Consider the following 16,121-nt stretch of genomic DNA (forward strand, 5'->3'; position numbering starts at 1 on the left):
CAGTTGGTTCTCTCCGTAACACTGCCACGCCCCTTCTCATTCCGAGACACGCGTTCCGATCCGCGAGACGAATTCGTCCCAGTACCCGGGCAGCGCCTCCCAGGGTCCCCCGCCGTCGCCGCGGTCGGTCCGGTCCGTGAAGTAGACGGTCCCGGCCCCCAGCCAGCGGGCGGTCCGCAGCGCCTGCTCCAGATGGCCGCGCGGCAGGCAGTGGACCAGGTGGCAGAACCGCTCCGGAGGGTACTCCGCCGTCCACTCGGGCGCCTGTGACCAGCGGTACTCCGCCCACGGCCCGGCGAAGGTCACCAGCTGGCAGCCCGGGATCTCGGCGAAGCCGGGGTCCGGGTGCAGCCCGTGCTCCAGCACCAGACGCGCGTCCTGCCGCAGCGCCAGCAGGGCGTCCGCGAGGCGGCGGACCCCGTCGAGGGCGGCGTACCGGCCCGGGCAGCGGCGCAGATAGAAGCCGTCCGTCCGGTACCACTCGGTGAAACGCCGCGCGTCCCGGACGATCTCGCCGAACGGCCGGGTGCCGTGGCCCAGGTCCAGCAGGCCGAGGACCCGCACCCCGCCGTTCCGCAGCCGTCCGGCCGCCTCCAGGCAGCGCGGGTCGGGCAGCACGCCCGGCCCGCGCGCGACGTCGAGGACCGCCCAGTCCAGCGGGGTGTGCGGACGGGTGAGAGCCGCCCACTCCACGGGGGCGAGCAGCGGATGCGCGCAGCCGGGCACGCCGACGCCCGGCCGGGCGGCCGCCGCCGCTCCCACCCCCCGGCGGGGGCCGCTCCGGGTCAGAGACGACATGCCGCCTCCATCCAGATGTCGGCCAGCGACTCCTCCAGACCGATCCGGGGCCGCCAGCCGAGGCGGTCGCGGGCGGTGCGCACGTCCGCCTGCTGCCAGGCGCCGCAGCCGTCGGGGTACGGATGCGGGGCCGGCTGGGGCGGCTGCTGCTCCCCCGTCCCGCCTCCGCCGGGCCCGCGCTGAGACGCGATGTCCAGCTCGCGGACAGCCCCGCCGAATCCGGCCACCCGCGCGAGCACTCCGGCCACGTCCCGCAGCCGCACGGCTCGTCCGGTCCCGATGTTGACGACGCCCTGGGCGGCCGACAGGGAGGCCGCGTGCACCGCGCGCGCCACGTCCCGTACGTCCACGAAGTCGCGCTGCACGCCGAGGCCGCCGACCCTGAGTTCGGTGTCGCCCGACTGCAGGGCGCGCCGCATGGCCTCGGCCAGCCGGCCGAGCGGCGAACCCGCCGGCGTACCGGGCCCGGCCGGTGAGAACACCCGCAGCACCACGGCGTCCAGGTCCGAGCCGAGGACCAGCTCGGTCGCCGCCAGCTTGCTCACGCCGTACGGCCCGCCGGGGCGCGGCATCGCGTCCTCGGCCGTGGAGGAGCCGGATTGCGCGGGCCCGTACTCCGAGGCGCAGCCCACCTGCACCAGCCGCGCGCCGCAGCGGCTACGGCGCAGGGCCTCGCAGATCGTCGCCACGGCGACGGTGTTGTGCCGGGTCAGCTCCCGGGCACCGCCGCGGGTGGTTCCCGCGCAGTTGACGACCACACCGGGGTGCACCGCGTCCAGGAAGCGGGCCAGCGCGCCGGGGCTGCCGCCGGCCAGGTCGAAGCGGACGTCGGCGTCGTCGCCCCGGCCGAGCGCGGTGAGCTGCGCGGCCGGGTCCGCGAGCAGCCGTTCGGCGACATGCCGTCCGATGAAGCCGTTGGCGCCGATCAGCAGCACCCTCATCGCCCGCCCTCCCGCTTCCGGCCGGCGAGGTCGCCGGTGCGGCGGGACGGACCCGGGGCGCCGGTACGGAAGTCGCGTGACGTCATGTCTCGTTCTCCTTGCGATTCGGGAAGGGCGGAGCCCGGTTCCCGTGCGGGAACCGGCGGGACGGCCGGGATGGGGGCCGCCGGGTGACGCCGCGGCGGGGGGTCGCGGCGGGTGGACGGGAGGGAGCCGGTGGTGTTCTCCGGCCGTTGACGGTCCGCCGGGGATCAGCGCATCCGGTGCGCGGGGCGGAGGTCCCGCGGCGGGGGGCGGCCGGCGGTGGGAGCGGAACGTTCCGCCTCCGCCCGGGAGACCCTGCCGCGGAGGCCCGCGGAGGGGGCCGCGGCACAACCCGCGCCCGGCGAATCCCCGGCGCCCCGGGACACCTCTGCCTCACGGTTCGCATACGGACCCACACGTTCCGTAAATATGTCAACGCGCACGAGTGCACCACCTGTCTCCGCACAGGCCGTCCGGCGGACAGCGGGACGACCGTACGAGGCCGCCGGGCGGCCCGACGGACGGTTGTCCGCAGCACCACCAAAAGGGGTGAATGCTCGTGACTTTTCAGGCCCGGAGGCGTTGCATGATCATCCGCCCCGGCGCCGGGCGGCTGTCACCGGGCCTCACCCGGCCCGCCGCACGCCCGTGGAGCAGCACCCGGGGCCCGGGGCGGCCCGGAGGCTACGGGAACGGCCAGGCGTTCGGCCGGCAGGTGATGCCGGCCGAGGAGAGCGATTTGGTCTGCTGCATCATCACCGGCGCCAACGCGCCCTGCGCGGTGCAGGACCGGTGGTTCAGGCCGAGCCGGTGGCCCACCTCGTGGTTGATCAGCATCTGGCGGTACCCGGCGATGTCGTCGCCGAAGGTCTTCGCCCCCTGCGCCCAGCGGTAGGCGTTGATCAGCACCCGCGGGGTGGACGCCGAGTCGCAGGAAACGTTGTCCACGGTGGTGTCGAGTCCGGACTTGGCGCACCAGACCCCGGTCGTCCCGGGGCTGGCCAGCGTGATCACGAAGTCCGCGTCGGCGCCGGTCACCCGGTCGAAGGTGCGGGCCCCGCCCCGGGACCAGCTCCGCTCGTCGTTGAGGGTGCGGTGGACGGCCTCGGCGAAGAGGTCGCCGTCCAGCGGGAGATCCTTCTCGACGTCGACGCGGTAGCGCACCACCTGGCCCTTGCCGGTGCCCTCCGCGGGGCTGCCGACGGTCCGGAAGGCGCCGGGGCCGGAGAGCTGCGGGTCGAGGGTGTCCTTGCGCGCCAACCGGTCCGTGTACGAAAGCCGTTGCGGCTTCCGGACCACGCCGCCGGGCTGTTCCGCCGCCTTGCGGTCGTCGGAGCGGGAGAGCCCCGCGCCGTCGTCACGCTGTCCGCCGCCGAGCACCGGGGCGGCATCGCTGCTCGGACCGCCGTCGGCGACCTGTCCCGCCACGACGATCGCCAGCACGGTCGTCACGGCGGCCGCCGCGACCCCGGTGAAGGCGCGGCCCCTGCCGCCCTTCTCCACGGCGTCACCGGTCCCGGAGTGGCGGGCCTGGCGGTCGGGGTCGTCGCCGCCCATGCCCCCCGGGCCGCCCCCGTCGCCGTCCTCCGGCGGTTCGCCGCCCGCCGCCGAGGGCTCGGGTCCCCGGCCGCGGCCGCCGTCCGGACCACCGGGCCGCGGCCGGGCGGGCGGCGCGGGGGTACGGGCCGGGAACACCCCGTCGTCGAACGCCTCGACGAAGTCCTGCCGGGGCCTCGGCACGGTTCCGGACGCCGGCTGCAGCGGCGGGGCGACACCCGTGGCGTACGGCGCCGGGCGCGCGCTCGCGGCACCCCATCCGCCGCCGGCCTCGTACTGCTGGGGGTGCCCGCCGCGGACCCGGGGCGTGCCGTGCGGCGGTGTCCCGTGGGCGGGAAAGCCGTGCGGCGGGGTGCCGAACGCCGGAGTGCCGTGGGCGGGCGTCCCGTGGACGGGCGTCCCGTGCGGGGGCGTGCCGTAGGCGGGCGTGCCCCGGGGCGGGGTGCCGTACGCCTGGGTGCCCCGCGCCGGAGTGCCCTGCGGAGGCGTGCCGTACGGGCCGTCCTGCGGCCGCGGCGCCCCGGGCGCCCGGGGACGCTCGTACGGTGCGCCGGGAGCCGTCGCCGCGGCCGGCCCGCGCCGGCCCGCGCCGGGAGCGCCGGGGTTTCCGGTGGCGGCCGGCGCGTCCGGCCCGGGGGATCCGGTGTCCGCGGCCGGCTCGGTGCGGCTCCGACGGCTATGACGTCCCACGCGTCGCTTCAGCTCCTGCCCGCATCAGCGGTCGTCTCGTGCAGCAGTTCGCGGAAGGCCCGCGCCACCGCCTCCGGGTATTCCATCATCGCTACGTGTCCGGCCTCCGGCAGAGCGAGAAGCCGGGAGTCGCGGAAGGCCGAGGACGCCCGGCGGGCCATCCGGAAGGATACGAGCCGGTCGCGACCGCCGTAGACGAGCAGGGTCGGTGCGAGCACCCGCTCGGCCTGCCGCCACAGAGAGTGTTGCCCGCCGAGGGTGTACGCGTCCACCACACCCCGGGCCGAGCGTGTCATCACGTCCCAGAAATACGGCAGTCCGAGGCGCCGCTCGTACTCCGCGACGGCGGCGCGGAATCCGTCGGTGTCCACGCGCGCCGGATCTCCGTAGCAGAGCGTGAGCACTTCGCGGGTGCGCCGCTCGGCGGTCCAGTCCCTGGTCACGCGGCTGAACAGGGCGGCCGCGCCGGGCACCGCGAGCAGTCCGGTCGGGACGGCGGAGAGCTGGGGTCGCCGCTCGGGCAGCGCGGGCGAGACGAGCGTGAGGGTGCGCACCAGGTCGGGACGGACCGCCGCGACGCGGGTGACAACGGCTCCTCCGAGGGAGTTCCCGAACAGATGGACGGGGCCGCGGCGGGAGGCCTCCAGCAGCCGTATGACGGCGCGGGCGTGCCCGGATATCGAGTAGTTGCCGTCGTCGGGCGGCGGGGAGAAACCGAAGCCCGGGAGGTCCACCGCCTCCGCGTCCAGATGCCCCGTCAACTCCCGCATCAGCGCGGACCAGTTGGCGGAGGAGCCGCCGAGGCCGTGGACGTACAGCGCGGGCGGCAGCCCTTCGCGCGCGGGCGGCCGGGTACGGACGGCGAGGGTCAGTCCGGGCAGGGCGACGGTCCGCAGTTCCTCACCGGGGACGACCGCGGCCCCGTGCGCCCCGGTCACCTCGGCCGCGGCGCGGGCCCACGGCAGTTCGGTCGACGACATGCCGCAATGTTACGAGACGATCACACCCCCTCCCGTGTGTCCGCCGTCACAGACCGCGCCGGGCCCGCATAGCGGGGGACCGCCGCTGCTCCTAGGCTCGGTACGGAGAGCCCGGGTTCGGTGTAAGAGCGCTCGGCCTGGAAAGGGAAGCACGCATGTCAGCAGATCCCACAGAACCGGACACCTTCGAGGACGAGACCGGCCCCGGCGAGGAGGAGCCCGACATCGAGACCCCCGAGGCGGACGCCGCCGAACAGCGCGCCGAACTCCTGGAGCAGGAGGACGCCCCGCTGCCCGACCACGTCCCCGACTCCGCCAACCCGGCCGACGCCGTGGAACAGGCCCGGGTGGTGGAGATCGACGAGGAGGACTACCGCTGAGCCGGCCGGTGGCCGCACCCGGGGGCCGGGAACGGAGGGCGCCGGAGCCGGGAGCCGGCCGGCCACCGGGGCGGTTCGCCCCTTTTCTCCGCAATGCCCTGTCCGGTCGGTGAAATTGTCGGTCGGCACCGCGCACAGCCGGGTTACCCGAAAGTACGATGGCGGCGCGGTGCTCACCGTGCACGGAACGATTCTTGGGAGGCGGCGTGACAGCCATCGAGCAGACCGAGGCGCGCCCGCGGGGCACGCGCCTGCCGCGCCGAGCCCGTCGCAACCAGCTCCTGGGGGCCGCCCAGGAGGTCTTCGTGGCCCAGGGGTACCACGCCGCGGCGATGGACGACATCGCCGAGCGCGCGGGGGTCAGCAAGCCGGTGCTCTACCAGCACTTCCCCGGCAAGCTCGATCTCTACCTCGCCCTGCTGGACCAGCACTGCGACGCCCTCCTGGACGCCGTCCGCACGGCTCTGGCCTCCACCTCCGACAACAAGCTGCGCGTCGCGGCCACCATCGACGCCTACTTCGCGTACGTCGAGAACAAGGGCGGCGCCTTCCGTCTGGTCTTCGAGTCGGACCTCACCAACGAGCCGGCCGTCGCCGAGCGCGTCGAGCGCGTCAGCCTGGAGAGCGCCAAGGCCGTCAGCGAAGTGATCGCCGAGGACACCGACCTGCCCTCCGAGGAAGCGATGCTGCTCGCCGTCGGCATGTGCGGCATGGCCCAGATCACCGCCCGCTACTGGCTCGCCTCGGGCCAGCAGGTGCCGCGCGACGCCGCGGCCAAGCTGATCTCCTCGCTCTCCTGGCGCGGTATCGCCGGCTTCCCGCTGCACGGCTCGAACCAGCAGGACTGATCCGGCGCCGTCCCGTGTTCGCCGCAAGCGTGCGGCCGTACACGGGTACGGGTCCCGGACGGGGCTAATCTTGCCTGCGTACGGCGCGGCAGGCCGCGCATCCTTCCCCGGGCCCGTTCGCCGGGGAAATCGAAAACGTCGGAGGGACATAGCCGTGGAGGTCAAGATCGGCGTGCAGCACACGCCTCGGGAGATCGTTCTCGAGAGCGCGCAGACTGCCGACGAGGTCGAGCGTGCGGTGGCGGACGCGCTCGCCGGCAAGGCACAGCTGCTGACCCTGGTCGACGAGCACGGCCGCAAGGTTCTGGTGCCGTCCGAGAAGCTCGCCTATGTGGAGATCGGCGAGCAGGCGGTCCGCAAGGTCGGCTTCGGCGCCCTGTAGACCGGGACAGACCCGCAGCACACCGCACGCGCGGCGGCCCGGTGGTCCGCGGACCACCGGGCCGCCGCGCGTCCGCGTACCGGGGCCCGGCCGGAGCCACCGGAACCACCCACCGGACCCGGAGGATTACCGTCCGGAGGCGCGGGGTACGACGCAGCAGGGGCCGGCGCCGCGCCGTCCGCCGGCCACGGAAACGGGAGGGACGCTGCGATGCTGTGGGAAGCCCTGGGATCGGTTCTGATCGGCCTGGCCGTCGCCTCCGCCGGGGTGCGGTGGCTGTCCGGCCGGCTCCCGGCCTCGCCGCTGGTGTACGCCACCGGCCCCGTCGCCGCCCTGTTCGGCTGCCTCATCACGCGCACGGTGGTGGGGCCGGACCACGCCCTCGCGAGCCTGACCGGGGCCCTCGTGGTCGCCGCCGCGCTGCTGTCGCTGCTGGTCCGCAGGCCGGGGCGGATGCGCCGGTCGGCCGCGGCCTGACGGTCCCGCCCGAACCGACCGCCCGCCCCCGGCCTGCCCGGCCCCCGCGCCCGCGCGGCCTCAGGCGGCGAGACCCAGCGCCGCCATCCGCTTCGTGTGCGCCTCCGTGATCCGGGAGAACATCCGCCCCACCTCGGCGAGGTCGAAGCCGTCCGCGAGACCGCCGACCAGCATCGTGGAGAGCGCGTCCCGCTCCGCGACCACCCGCTGCGCCTGGCTGAGCGCCTCGCCCATCAGCCGCCGCGCCCAGAGCGCCAGCCGCCCGCCGACCCGCGGCTCGGCCTCGATGGCGGCCCGCACCCGCTCCACCGCGAAACTCGCGTGCCCGGTGTCGTCGAGGACCTGCAGCATCAGGTCCCGGGTGTCGGAGTCCAGCCGGACGGCCACCTCCCGGTAGAAGTCACTGGCGATGGAGTCGCCGACGTACGCCTTGACCAGGCCCTCCAGCCAGTCCGAGGGGGCGGTCTGGCGGTGGAAGCCGTCCAGGGCCGCGGCGAAGGGCTCCATGGCCGTCTTCGGCTCCGCGTCGATCGCGCTCAGCCGGTCCCGCAGCCGCTCGAAGTGGTGGAACTCGGCGGAGGCCATCTTCGCCAGCTCCGCCTTGTCCTCCAGGGTGGGCGCCATCTTGGCGTCCTCGGCCAGCCGCTCGAAGGCGGCGAGCTCGCCGTACGCCAGGGCGCCCAGCAGATCCACCACGGCCGCCCGGTACTGCGGGTCGGCGGATGCCTCGGCCCAGTTCTGGGCGGCGATCCCGGTGTGCTGCTCGGCAGGGTCGGTGGTTGCGTCGGGGGTCTCGTCGGGCGTCTCCATGCAGCGCACAATAGTCCGCCCGTGGCGGCCCGGGAGGGGCCGGCCGACCCCTCCCGTACGGCCCGGGAGCGAGAAGGACCCAATACAAATGCGCGATTCCGGGGTACAGTGGTATTGCGCCCGCCGAATACCGGCGGGTCCGTCGCATGTGGAGCACGTGGAGTCCTCCCCCAGGAGTCCGTCGCATGTGGAGTCACCTGAGGCACATCCCTCAGCACCCCAGCGGATGCCCGGTCGGTTGGCCGATCGGCTTCCAACCCCGACCGCCCTCCCGCGGTGCGTACCACCGTACGGACCGCACATGAGGGAACCGCTCGTGACGCGAGCGCGTGATGCGGAGGCAGTGGTCCCGCACTGTCCGGCAGGTCCTGGTGACCGGCCGATGAACCGGCGCGGTACTGACCCCCTCCGCCGCCTCGTGTCGCGTCTCACAGAAGAGGCAAGACCCTGACTACGTTCCGAGACATCGGGATCCTTCCCGAGACCGCCGAGGCCCTTGAGGCCGTCGGCATCACGTCCCCCTTTCCGATCCAGGAGATGACCCTCCCCGTCGCGCTCTCCGGATCCGACGTCATCGGCCAGGCCAAGACCGGCACCGGCAAGACGCTCGGCTTCGGCCTGCCGATCCTGGAGCGCGTGACCGTCCCCGCCGACGTCGAGGCCGGCCGTGCCGGGGCCGGGCAGCTGACCGACGCCCCGCAGGCGCTCGTGGTCGTCCCCACCCGCGAGCTGTGCCAGCAGGTCACCAACGACCTGCTCACCGCGGGCAAGGTCCGCAACGTGCGCGTCGTCGCCATCTACGGCGGCCGCGCGTACGAGCCGCAGGTCGAGGCGCTCAAGAAGGGCGTCGACGTCGTCGTCGGCACCCCGGGCCGGCTGCTCGACCTGGCGGGCCAGCGGAAGCTGGACCTCTCCGCCGTCCGCGTGCTCGTCCTCGACGAGGCCGACGAGATGCTCGACCTGGGCTTCCTGCCGGACGTGGAGCGGATCATCCAGCTGCTGCCGGCCAAGCGGCAGACCATGCTCTTCTCGGCCACCATGCCCGGGCAGGTCATCTCCCTCGCCCGGCGCTACATGTCGCAGCCCACGCACATCAGCGCGACCACCCCGGACGACGCGGGCCAGACGGTGGCCAACACCGAGCAGTTCGTCTACCGCGCGCACTCCATGGACAAGCCGGAGATGGTCTCCCGCATCCTCCAGGCCGAGGGCCGCGGGCTCACGATGATCTTCTGCCGCACCAAGCGGACGGCCGCCGACATCGCCGACCAGCTCGCCCGCCGGGGCTTCGCCTCCGGCGCCGTCCACGGAGACCTCGGCCAGGGAGCGCGCGAGCAGGCGCTGCGCGCCTTCCGCAACGGCAAGGTCGATGTGCTGGTCTGCACCGACGTCGCCGCGCGCGGTATCGACGTCGAGAACGTCACCCACGTCATCAACTACCAGTCGCCGGAGGACGAGAAGACCTACCTGCACCGCATCGGCCGCACCGGCCGCGCGGGCAAGTCGGGCATCGCCGTCACCCTCGTCGACTGGGACGACATCCCGCGCTGGAAGCTGATCAACAAGGCGCTGGACCTGCCGTTCGACGACCCGGAGGAGACCTACTCCACCTCCGAGCACCTGTACGAGCAGCTGAACATCCCGGAGGGCACCACCGGCGTCCTGCCGCGGGCCGAGCGGACCCGTGCCGGTCTCGGCGCCGAGGAGATCGAGGACCTCGGTGAGACCGGTGGCCGCGGCCGCCGCTCCACCGGCGGACGCGGCGGGGCCCCGGCGGCCAAGGAGGAGGAGCGCCCGCGGCGCACCCGCACTCCGCGCGCCCGCCGCCGCACCCGGGCCGGCGAGCCGCTGGCCGGCGAGAGCGGCGCCGCGGAGCAGGCCGTCGCCACGGCCGAGGGCGCGGCCCCGGGCGGAGCCTCCGGTTCCGCTGCGGACGGCGCCGACGCCACCGCCCCGCGGACCCCGCGCCGCCGCCGTCGCACCCGTTCGGGCGCCGCGGCCAAGCCGGAGGCCGCGGCCGCGGCCCCGGAGGCGCAGCGGGAACCGTCGCAGGGCCACGGCGAGGGCCCGGGCGGCGGCGAGGCCAAGCCGGCCCGACGCCGCCGTCGCACCCGCGCCGGTTCGTCCGCCTCCGCCGAGGCTCCCCCGGAGAGCTGACCCGCACCACCGCACGGCCCCACGGCCCGGTCCTCCGCTCGGCGGGGAACCGGGCCGTCCGGCTGCCCGGGGGCGGCGGCCGTTCCCTCGCCGTCGGTGCGGACCGATAGCCTCGGGCCCATGAGCAGGCCGCCGTTCCTCACCCTGCCCGCGTGCGCCCGGGCCCGCCGTCTTCCCACCGCGCGCGGCGACTTCGCCGTGCACGAGGCCGTACCGCCCGCGGGCACGGCGCCCCGGGGCACCGCCCTTCTGATTCCCGGCTACACGGGCAGCAAGGAGGACTTCATCGCGCTGCTGGAGCCGCTGGCGCTGGCCGGTTTCCGGGTGGTCGCGGTGGACGGGCGGGGGCAGCACGAGAGCGGGGGCCCGCGCGAGGAGTCCGCCTACGCACAGGCCGAGCTGGCCCGGGACATACTCGCCCAGGCCGCGGCGGTGCGGGCGGAGACGCCCGGGGCCGCACCGGCCGGTCCCCTGCATCTGCTGGGGCACTCGCTCGGCGGGCTGCTCGGCCGGGCCGCCGTGCTGCTGGACCCGGCGCCCTTCACCTCCCTGACGCTGATGAGCTCCGGCCCGGCGGCGGTCGCGCCGGCGCAGCAGGCCCGGACCAAGCAGCTGGTCGACGCCCTGCGGGTGATGGACATGGCGTCGGTCTGGCAGGCCATGCGGGAGTCGGACGCCCGGGCGGCCGCCGGGGTCGGGAACGGCGCTGCGGGCACCCCGGAGGTGGCCGACATCGCGGACGCCCCGGAGGTCCCCGACGCCACGGCGGCGTTTCTGCACCGCCGCTGGATGGCCACGGTGCCGGAGCAACTGATCGCCACCGGGCGGCAGTTGATCGCCGAGCCGGACCGGGTGGCGGAGCTGGCCGCCGTACCGCTGCCGATCCACGTGCTGTCGGGCACGGTCGACTACGCCTGGCCGGTGGCGCTGATGGAGGAGATGGCGGTACGGCTGGGCGCGCGGCGCACCGTCATCGAGGGCGCGGAGCACTCGCCGAACGCCGAACGCCCGCAGGAGACGGCACGGGCGCTGGCGCGGTTCTGGGCGGCGGCCGGGGGCGGGTCCGGGGGCTGAGCTCCGTCCGCCCGGAGACCGGAGGGCCGCCGCGGCCCGCGGCGGCCGTCAGTACTGCGGACGCAGATGGTCCCAGAAGCCGTCGCGCAGGGTCCGGCGCAGACCGGCGTGGCCGCGCAGGGAGTGCTGGAGCAGCTCCTCGGCCTCGTTGAGCAGTTCCTGGTCCGCCTGGGGCGGGAGATAGGGATAGCCGGGCAGCATCTCGGCGAGGGCGTCCCGGCCGCGCTCGGCCAGCCAGCGGGCGGCGATCCGGGCGCCCACGAACCGTACGTCCTCCCGGCCGGGCGGGTGTCCCTCGCAGAGCACGGGGGCGCCGGCGGGCTCCGCGGCGCCCCGGCCGGTGACATAGGGCTTGCAGAACTCCAGGTCGAAGACGCGCTGGCTGTCCACCTCCCAGAGCAGCGGACCGGCCTGGTTGCGGCCGGCCACCGCCTCGATGCCCCAGAGGTGGACGCGGGCGCCGTAGCCCTGGGCGGCCTCCACGGCGGAGACGAGGTCCTCGTCCCCGCCGATCAGCACGGCGTCGCTGATGGCGCGGTGCCGGGCGAGGGACTCCAGATCGCCGCGGATCAGGGAGTCGACGCCCTTCTGCTGGTTGTTGGCGTTGAGGTTGCCGAGCCGGACCTTGACGTCGGGGAGTTCGGCGATCCGCTGCTGCTCGGGGGTGTGGATCCGGCGGCGGGCGCCGTCGTACCAGTAGACGCGGAGCAGCCGGCTGTCCGGGAAGATCGTGCGGGCCTTGTCGATGAAGGCCTCGATCAGGCCCTCGGCGTCGAGATCGAACGCCCGCCGGTCCTCCACGCCCGTGACGAGCCGTCCGGCCGCCGCGTAGACGTATCCGGCGTCGGCGAAGACGGCGTGCGTGGAGGGCGTGGTGGCGACCTCGGCGAGCACCCGCTGCAGGAGTTCGTTGGTCCGCCGGATACCGGCCGCGACCTCGCCGAGCCCGGGGCCCGGGTCCGGCTCCGGCGCGGGGTCCGCGCCCGCGAGCGGCCGCGGGAGCGGGATCGGGGAGGTCTCTGCGGCGTCGTCCATAGGACTCCATTGTCCGGGCGGCCCTCCGGAGGACACAACCGGCCTGCGGCCGGGGAGGGCCAGGGACGGTTCCCGCGGCTCCGGCCGAGCATTGGTTAGGCCGGGAAAAGATTTCGTTAGCGTAGGGAATGTTTGTACGGTGCACCTCGTTGGCACCGGGGAGAGGCGGGGACGGACCCACCCCGCCGACCACTCTTCCGCCACGGCCGGACGACCGCCGTGACACCGCGGGACCGCCTCCGCGTTCCCGCACCAGCAGTTCTCCGCAGGAGGATCAGACGAAGGGAGAAGCGCTTGCGCTTCCAGATCATGCACCTCGACGACATCGACGGCTCGGCCGTCGACTGCAGCGTTGTGGACGCCGCCTCCGTCAACCGGATCGTGCAGCAGGCGGCCGCGACCGGCCGCCGCCTCTACATCCGCCCGGCCGAGACCCCGGCCTCGTAACCCGCGCCGCCGGGCCGGCCCGCGTCCGCGCCCGGCCGGACCGGCCGGGTGATCACGCCCCCGTACGCCACGGCGCACGGGGGCGCGGTCATGCCGCGGGAACCCCGGGGCGGCGTCAGGCCTGCTCGACGAACTGGATGATCCCGTTGGCGATCTGCTGCACCGCGATGGCCGACAGCAGCATCCCGGACAGCCTGGTCACCAGCACCACACCGCCGTCCTTGATCAGCCGGATGACCAGCAGCGAGTAGCGCATGACCAGCCACAGCACCACGTGCATCACCAGGATGGCCGCCCACACCGCGAGCTGACCGCCCAGGCCGTCCGCCTCCTGCACCGCCAGGATGACGGTGACGATCGCGCCGGGCCCAGCCAGCAGCGGCATCCCGAGCGGGACGAGCGCGACGTTGACGTCCTTGGTCTGCGTGGGCTCGTCCGTCTTGCCGGTCAGCAGGTCGAGGGCGATGAGCAGCAGCAGAAGCCCGCCCGCGACCATCAGCGCCGGGACGGAGACATGCAGGTAGTCGAGGATCTGCTGACCGAAGACCCCGAAGACGGCGATGACGCCGAAGGCGACGAACACCGCCTGGAGGGCCATCCGGCGCTGCACCTTGGAGGGCCGGCCGGAGGTCAGGGCGAGGAAGATCGGGGTGATACCGGGCGGATCCATGATCACGAAAAGGGTGACGAAGACCGAACCGAAGAGAGCGACGTCGAACACGGGGGCGCCTTGCGGGAGGAGGGGTGGAGGAGACGGACGGCGGACGGCCGGCCGCGGCCCGGATGAGGGCGGGGGCGAACGGGCCCGGGAGGACGGGCCGGGAGCGGCCGGGGCTCAGCCGCCGGTGCCGGGCACGGGGAAGGCGCCGGTGGCCCGGCGCACGATCTCGCCGTAGATCTCGGGGTCGGTGGTGTACTCGCCGAGCCGGCAGCTCTTGCGGCTTCCGTGGTAGTCGCTCGATCCGGTGGTGAGCAGCCCGAGGTCCCCGGCCAGGGCACGCAGCCGGGCGCGGGCGGTGGCGTCGTGGTCCATGTGGTCCACCTCGATGCCGTCGAGGCCGGCCCCGGCCAGTTCCGCGATCTCGTCCTCGCCGATGTGCGCGACGCCGCGCCGTGCCGCCAGCGGGTGGGCGAGGACGGTGACCCCTCCGGCGGCCCGGACCAGCCGGACGGCCGCGAACGGGTCGAGTTCGTGCTTCTCGGCGTACGCCCGTCCGCCGTCCGCGAGCCAGTCGGGGGTGAAGGCGTCCGGCACGCTGCCGACGACCCCCAGCTCGACCAGGGCCGTGGCGATGTGCGGGCGCCCGACGGAGCCGTCACCGGCGATCCGCGCCACCTGTTCCCAGGTGACCGGGACGCCCAGATCGCGCAGTTTGGCGACCATCGCCCGGGCGCGCGGCACCCGGTCGTCCCGGACCAGCTCCCGTTCCCGCTCCAGTTCCGGCTCGTCCGGGTCGAACAGGTAGGCCAGCAGATGGAGCCCGGTCCCGCCGGACGTACGGCAGGACAGCTCGGCGCCGGTGACCAGCGTGAGCCCCTCCGGGAGCGCGGCGGCGGCTTCGGCGTGGCCGCGGACCGTGTCGTGGTCGGTCAGCGCGACCACGTCCAGTCCGGCCGCGGCGGCGTTCCGCACCAGCTCGGCGGGGGTGTCGGTACCGTCCGAGGCCGTGGAGTGGGTGTGCAGGTCGATGCGCACGGCACGGCTCCAGGGACGGTACGGGACGGTGAGGGACGACGCTCCACTCTACCGGGGCCCGCACGCCTGCCCCGGGGCCGTCCGGCCCTGCCCGTACGGGCCCACCGGGCCACACGTCACGGCGGCACCGGACAGGGCTCCGCGGGGGCCGCCGCCCGCCGGGGGCGGGACCGGACGAGGAGCGGGATCAGGTGAGCAGGCGCGGGGAGAGCGCGCCGCAGGGCAGCAGGTCGACCTCGGCACCCGCGTCCCGCAGGTCGGTGAGGACCAGCTCGTCGTACATCAGCAGCCCGGTCTGCTCGGGCCAGACGATGGCCCAGAGCCACATGCCGAGCGCCTCACCGGCGAAGACGGCGCGGTCCGGCGGGACCTCCCGGACGGGCCAGAGGGGGGTGGGCCGGCCGGCCGCGTGCAGCTTCACGTCCGGCGGGTCGTCCACGCGCAGGTGGGGGCCGGGGTCCGGGCCGTCGATCCCCGCGTAGCGGGCGCCCAGTCCGACGCCCAGTTCCTCGGCGACGAGCAGCAGTTCGCCCATGCCGCCCAGCGGGCCGGGGCCGGAGCAGGCGACGGCGGTGGCGCGGCCGCCGCTGCGGTCGTCACCCGCGCACGCGATGCCGGTGAACAGCCAGCCGACCGGCAGCGGCCAGGGCATCCACACCGGGACCCGGGCCCGCTTCACCACGACCGTGAGGGCTTCGACGCTGGGCGGGACGACCGGCTGCAGGGGATGAACCGTGCCGTGCAGACCGCACTGCCAGGTGTCCGCGAAGAGTCCGGGAGGCCGGACCCTCCCACCGCACTTCGGGCAACTCGGTTCACCCCTCATAAGGACCAACGGTCCTCTCCGGCACCCGTCGCGTCAAGGACGATCACTCGTCCGGGGGCGCAAAAGTCCGACAAACGCCGGACGCATATGACATCCCGCGGACGTATCCGGCACGGCCCGCCGCCGGCCACCGTCAGTCCGCCAGGGCGACGCCCGCGCGCAGCGGATCGCGCAGGTCCGTGCCGTGGGCCAGCCAGCGCTCCTCCAGCGCCGCGGCACCGTGCACCCGCTTCCACGCCGCCTCGTTGGCCGTCATCGGCAGCAGGGGGAGGAAGCGGACGGGGTCCATGGGCTCGTCCAGCTCCAGGTCCTCCACCAGACCGCCCGGCTCGGCCACCAGGACGGAGTCGAAGGGCGCCCCGGACCAGAGCGGTTCGCCGAGGCCGAGCGAGGCGCCGGGGGCGATCACCACGCCCTCCACCTGCGGGGAGGCTGCGAGCACGGCCAGCGGCCGGAACACCTGGTCGGTGTCCGCGTATCCCGGACGGACGGAGAGGACGAGCTCGGCGCGCGGGCCGCGCACCGGGTCGGCGGTCACGGCCGTCGGGTCGGTCATGGGGTGGGCGGACATCCCGAGCGTGGCGTATCTCACGAGACCCTCGTCGCGGAAGCGGAGCACCTCGATGCGGTCCGCGCCCAGGAAGGTGACGGCCGCGCGGGCCTCGGGCTCGCCGAGTGCGGAGCTCAGCCGGGCTTCCACCAGCTGCGAAACGTGGGACATGGGGCGAGCATAGACGCGAGGGAGAAGGGCGGGGCGCCCGTGCGGAGGCGTCCCGGCATCACATATGACTGCTAGTCTGGGCCGTCGGCCAGGACGTGCGTGCGAGAGCACCGTCCGGACGCGGCCGGATGTCAGTCTCGCGGCACGCGCCGCGATCGGCGCTTCCCCCACGGGGGACCGACCGGAGGAGGTGGGGCTGCACATGGATCCGAGTCGACCGTGCAGTACCGGCAGCTCTTCCGCACCGCGGCTGTTCCTCGCGATCTGAGCCCTGACGT

Annotated in this window: 17 protein-coding genes; 7 read left to right on the plus strand and 10 right to left on the minus strand. The window is 74.6% G+C overall.

The window, feature by feature from the left end; genetic code table 11:
- Nucleotides 1–36 precede the first annotated feature (36 nt).
- From SXIN_RS10140 to SXIN_RS10155, 4 genes are all read right to left on the minus strand, one after another.
- Complete coding sequence (locus SXIN_RS10140) at nt 37–798, minus strand: spherulation-specific family 4 protein (RefSeq protein WP_095756890.1); 762 nt, start codon at nt 796–798, stop codon at nt 37–39.
- A complete protein-coding gene (locus SXIN_RS10145; protein ID WP_095756891.1) occupies nt 786–1,739 on the minus strand; it encodes an NAD-dependent epimerase/dehydratase family protein in 954 nt (317 codons plus the stop codon). Before SXIN_RS10145 ends, SXIN_RS10140 begins: the two co-directional genes overlap by 13 nt.
- Nucleotides 1,740–2,447: 708 nt before the next feature.
- A complete protein-coding gene (locus SXIN_RS10150) occupies nt 2,448–4,010 on the minus strand; it encodes a DUF3152 domain-containing protein (protein WP_095756892.1) in 1,563 nt (520 codons plus the stop codon).
- An 8-nt stretch (nt 4,011–4,018) separates the two neighbouring features.
- Nucleotides 4,019–4,990 (minus strand): alpha/beta fold hydrolase, encoded by a 972-nt coding sequence (locus tag SXIN_RS10155; RefSeq protein ID WP_019710168.1) that lies wholly within the window; start codon nt 4,988–4,990, stop codon nt 4,019–4,021.
- A 155-nt stretch (nt 4,991–5,145) separates the two neighbouring features.
- Here SXIN_RS10155 and SXIN_RS10160 point away from each other — a divergent pair, with 155 nt between their 5' ends.
- From SXIN_RS10160 to SXIN_RS10175, 4 genes are all read left to right on the plus strand, one after another.
- On the plus strand, nt 5,146–5,370 hold the full coding sequence (locus tag SXIN_RS10160; protein WP_019710169.1) for a hypothetical protein: 225 nt from the start codon (nt 5,146–5,148) through the stop codon (nt 5,368–5,370).
- Between the two features lie 206 nt (nt 5,371–5,576).
- Nucleotides 5,577–6,218, plus strand: a complete 642-nt coding sequence (locus SXIN_RS10165) for a TetR/AcrR family transcriptional regulator (protein WP_019710170.1) — start codon at nt 5,577–5,579, stop codon at nt 6,216–6,218.
- 154 nt (nt 6,219–6,372) lie between these two features.
- The gene (locus tag SXIN_RS10170) at nt 6,373–6,600 is read left to right on the plus strand and encodes a DUF3107 domain-containing protein (RefSeq protein WP_019710171.1); all 228 of its coding nucleotides are present in this window, start codon (nt 6,373–6,375) and stop codon (nt 6,598–6,600) included.
- A 210-nt stretch (nt 6,601–6,810) separates the two neighbouring features.
- Nucleotides 6,811–7,077 carry a hypothetical protein gene (locus SXIN_RS10175; protein WP_019710172.1) on the plus strand — a complete coding sequence of 89 codons (267 nt, stop codon included), beginning with the start codon at nt 6,811–6,813 and terminating at the stop codon, nt 7,075–7,077.
- A 60-nt stretch (nt 7,078–7,137) separates the two neighbouring features.
- Here SXIN_RS10175 and SXIN_RS10180 read toward each other — a convergent pair whose 3' ends face one another.
- A complete protein-coding gene (locus SXIN_RS10180; RefSeq protein WP_039822463.1) occupies nt 7,138–7,896 on the minus strand; it encodes a ferritin-like fold-containing protein in 759 nt (252 codons plus the stop codon).
- A gap of 528 nt (nt 7,897–8,424) precedes the next feature.
- Between SXIN_RS10180 and SXIN_RS10185 the strand changes: the two genes are divergently transcribed.
- Nucleotides 8,425–10,044, plus strand: coding sequence for a DEAD/DEAH box helicase (locus tag SXIN_RS10185; RefSeq protein ID WP_238153722.1), 1,620 nt, complete (start codon nt 8,425–8,427; stop codon nt 10,042–10,044).
- A 120-nt stretch (nt 10,045–10,164) separates the two neighbouring features.
- Nucleotides 10,165–11,118 carry an alpha/beta fold hydrolase gene (locus SXIN_RS10190; protein ID WP_095756894.1) on the plus strand — a complete coding sequence of 318 codons (954 nt, stop codon included), beginning with the start codon at nt 10,165–10,167 and terminating at the stop codon, nt 11,116–11,118.
- A gap of 48 nt (nt 11,119–11,166) precedes the next feature.
- Here SXIN_RS10190 and SXIN_RS10195 read toward each other — a convergent pair whose 3' ends face one another.
- Nucleotides 11,167–12,153 carry an NYN domain-containing protein gene (locus tag SXIN_RS10195; RefSeq protein ID WP_019710174.1) on the minus strand — a complete coding sequence of 329 codons (987 nt, stop codon included), beginning with the start codon at nt 12,151–12,153 and terminating at the stop codon, nt 11,167–11,169.
- Between the two features lie 294 nt (nt 12,154–12,447).
- On the opposite strand from SXIN_RS10195, the gene SXIN_RS31515 reads away from it, so the two are divergent.
- Complete coding sequence (locus tag SXIN_RS31515; protein ID WP_019710175.1) at nt 12,448–12,600, plus strand: hypothetical protein; 153 nt, start codon at nt 12,448–12,450, stop codon at nt 12,598–12,600.
- A 115-nt stretch (nt 12,601–12,715) separates the two neighbouring features.
- On the opposite strand, the gene SXIN_RS10205 is transcribed toward SXIN_RS31515, so the two are convergent.
- The 4 genes from SXIN_RS10205 to SXIN_RS10220 all read right to left on the minus strand — a co-directional run bounded on the left by SXIN_RS10205 (nt 12,716) and on the right by SXIN_RS10220 (nt 15,843).
- Nucleotides 12,716–13,321, minus strand: a complete 606-nt coding sequence (locus SXIN_RS10205; protein ID WP_019710176.1) for a MarC family protein — start codon at nt 13,319–13,321, stop codon at nt 12,716–12,718.
- Nucleotides 13,322–13,435: 114 nt separating this feature from the next.
- The gene (locus SXIN_RS10210; protein ID WP_019710177.1) at nt 13,436–14,296 is read right to left on the minus strand and encodes a PHP domain-containing protein; all 861 of its coding nucleotides are present in this window, start codon (nt 14,294–14,296) and stop codon (nt 13,436–13,438) included.
- Between the two features lie 187 nt (nt 14,297–14,483).
- Entirely contained in the window at nt 14,484–15,122 is a 639-nt protein-coding gene (locus SXIN_RS10215; RefSeq protein WP_019710178.1) for a DUF6758 family protein, read from the minus strand.
- 133 nt (nt 15,123–15,255) lie between these two features.
- Nucleotides 15,256–15,843 carry a suppressor of fused domain protein gene (locus SXIN_RS10220; RefSeq protein ID WP_019710179.1) on the minus strand — a complete coding sequence of 196 codons (588 nt, stop codon included), beginning with the start codon at nt 15,841–15,843 and terminating at the stop codon, nt 15,256–15,258.
- Nucleotides 15,844–16,121 lie beyond the last annotated feature (278 nt).

This window comes from Streptomyces xinghaiensis S187, from assembly GCF_000220705.2.
GTDB classification, from domain to species: Bacteria; Actinomycetota; Actinomycetes; order Streptomycetales; family Streptomycetaceae; genus Streptomyces; species Streptomyces xinghaiensis.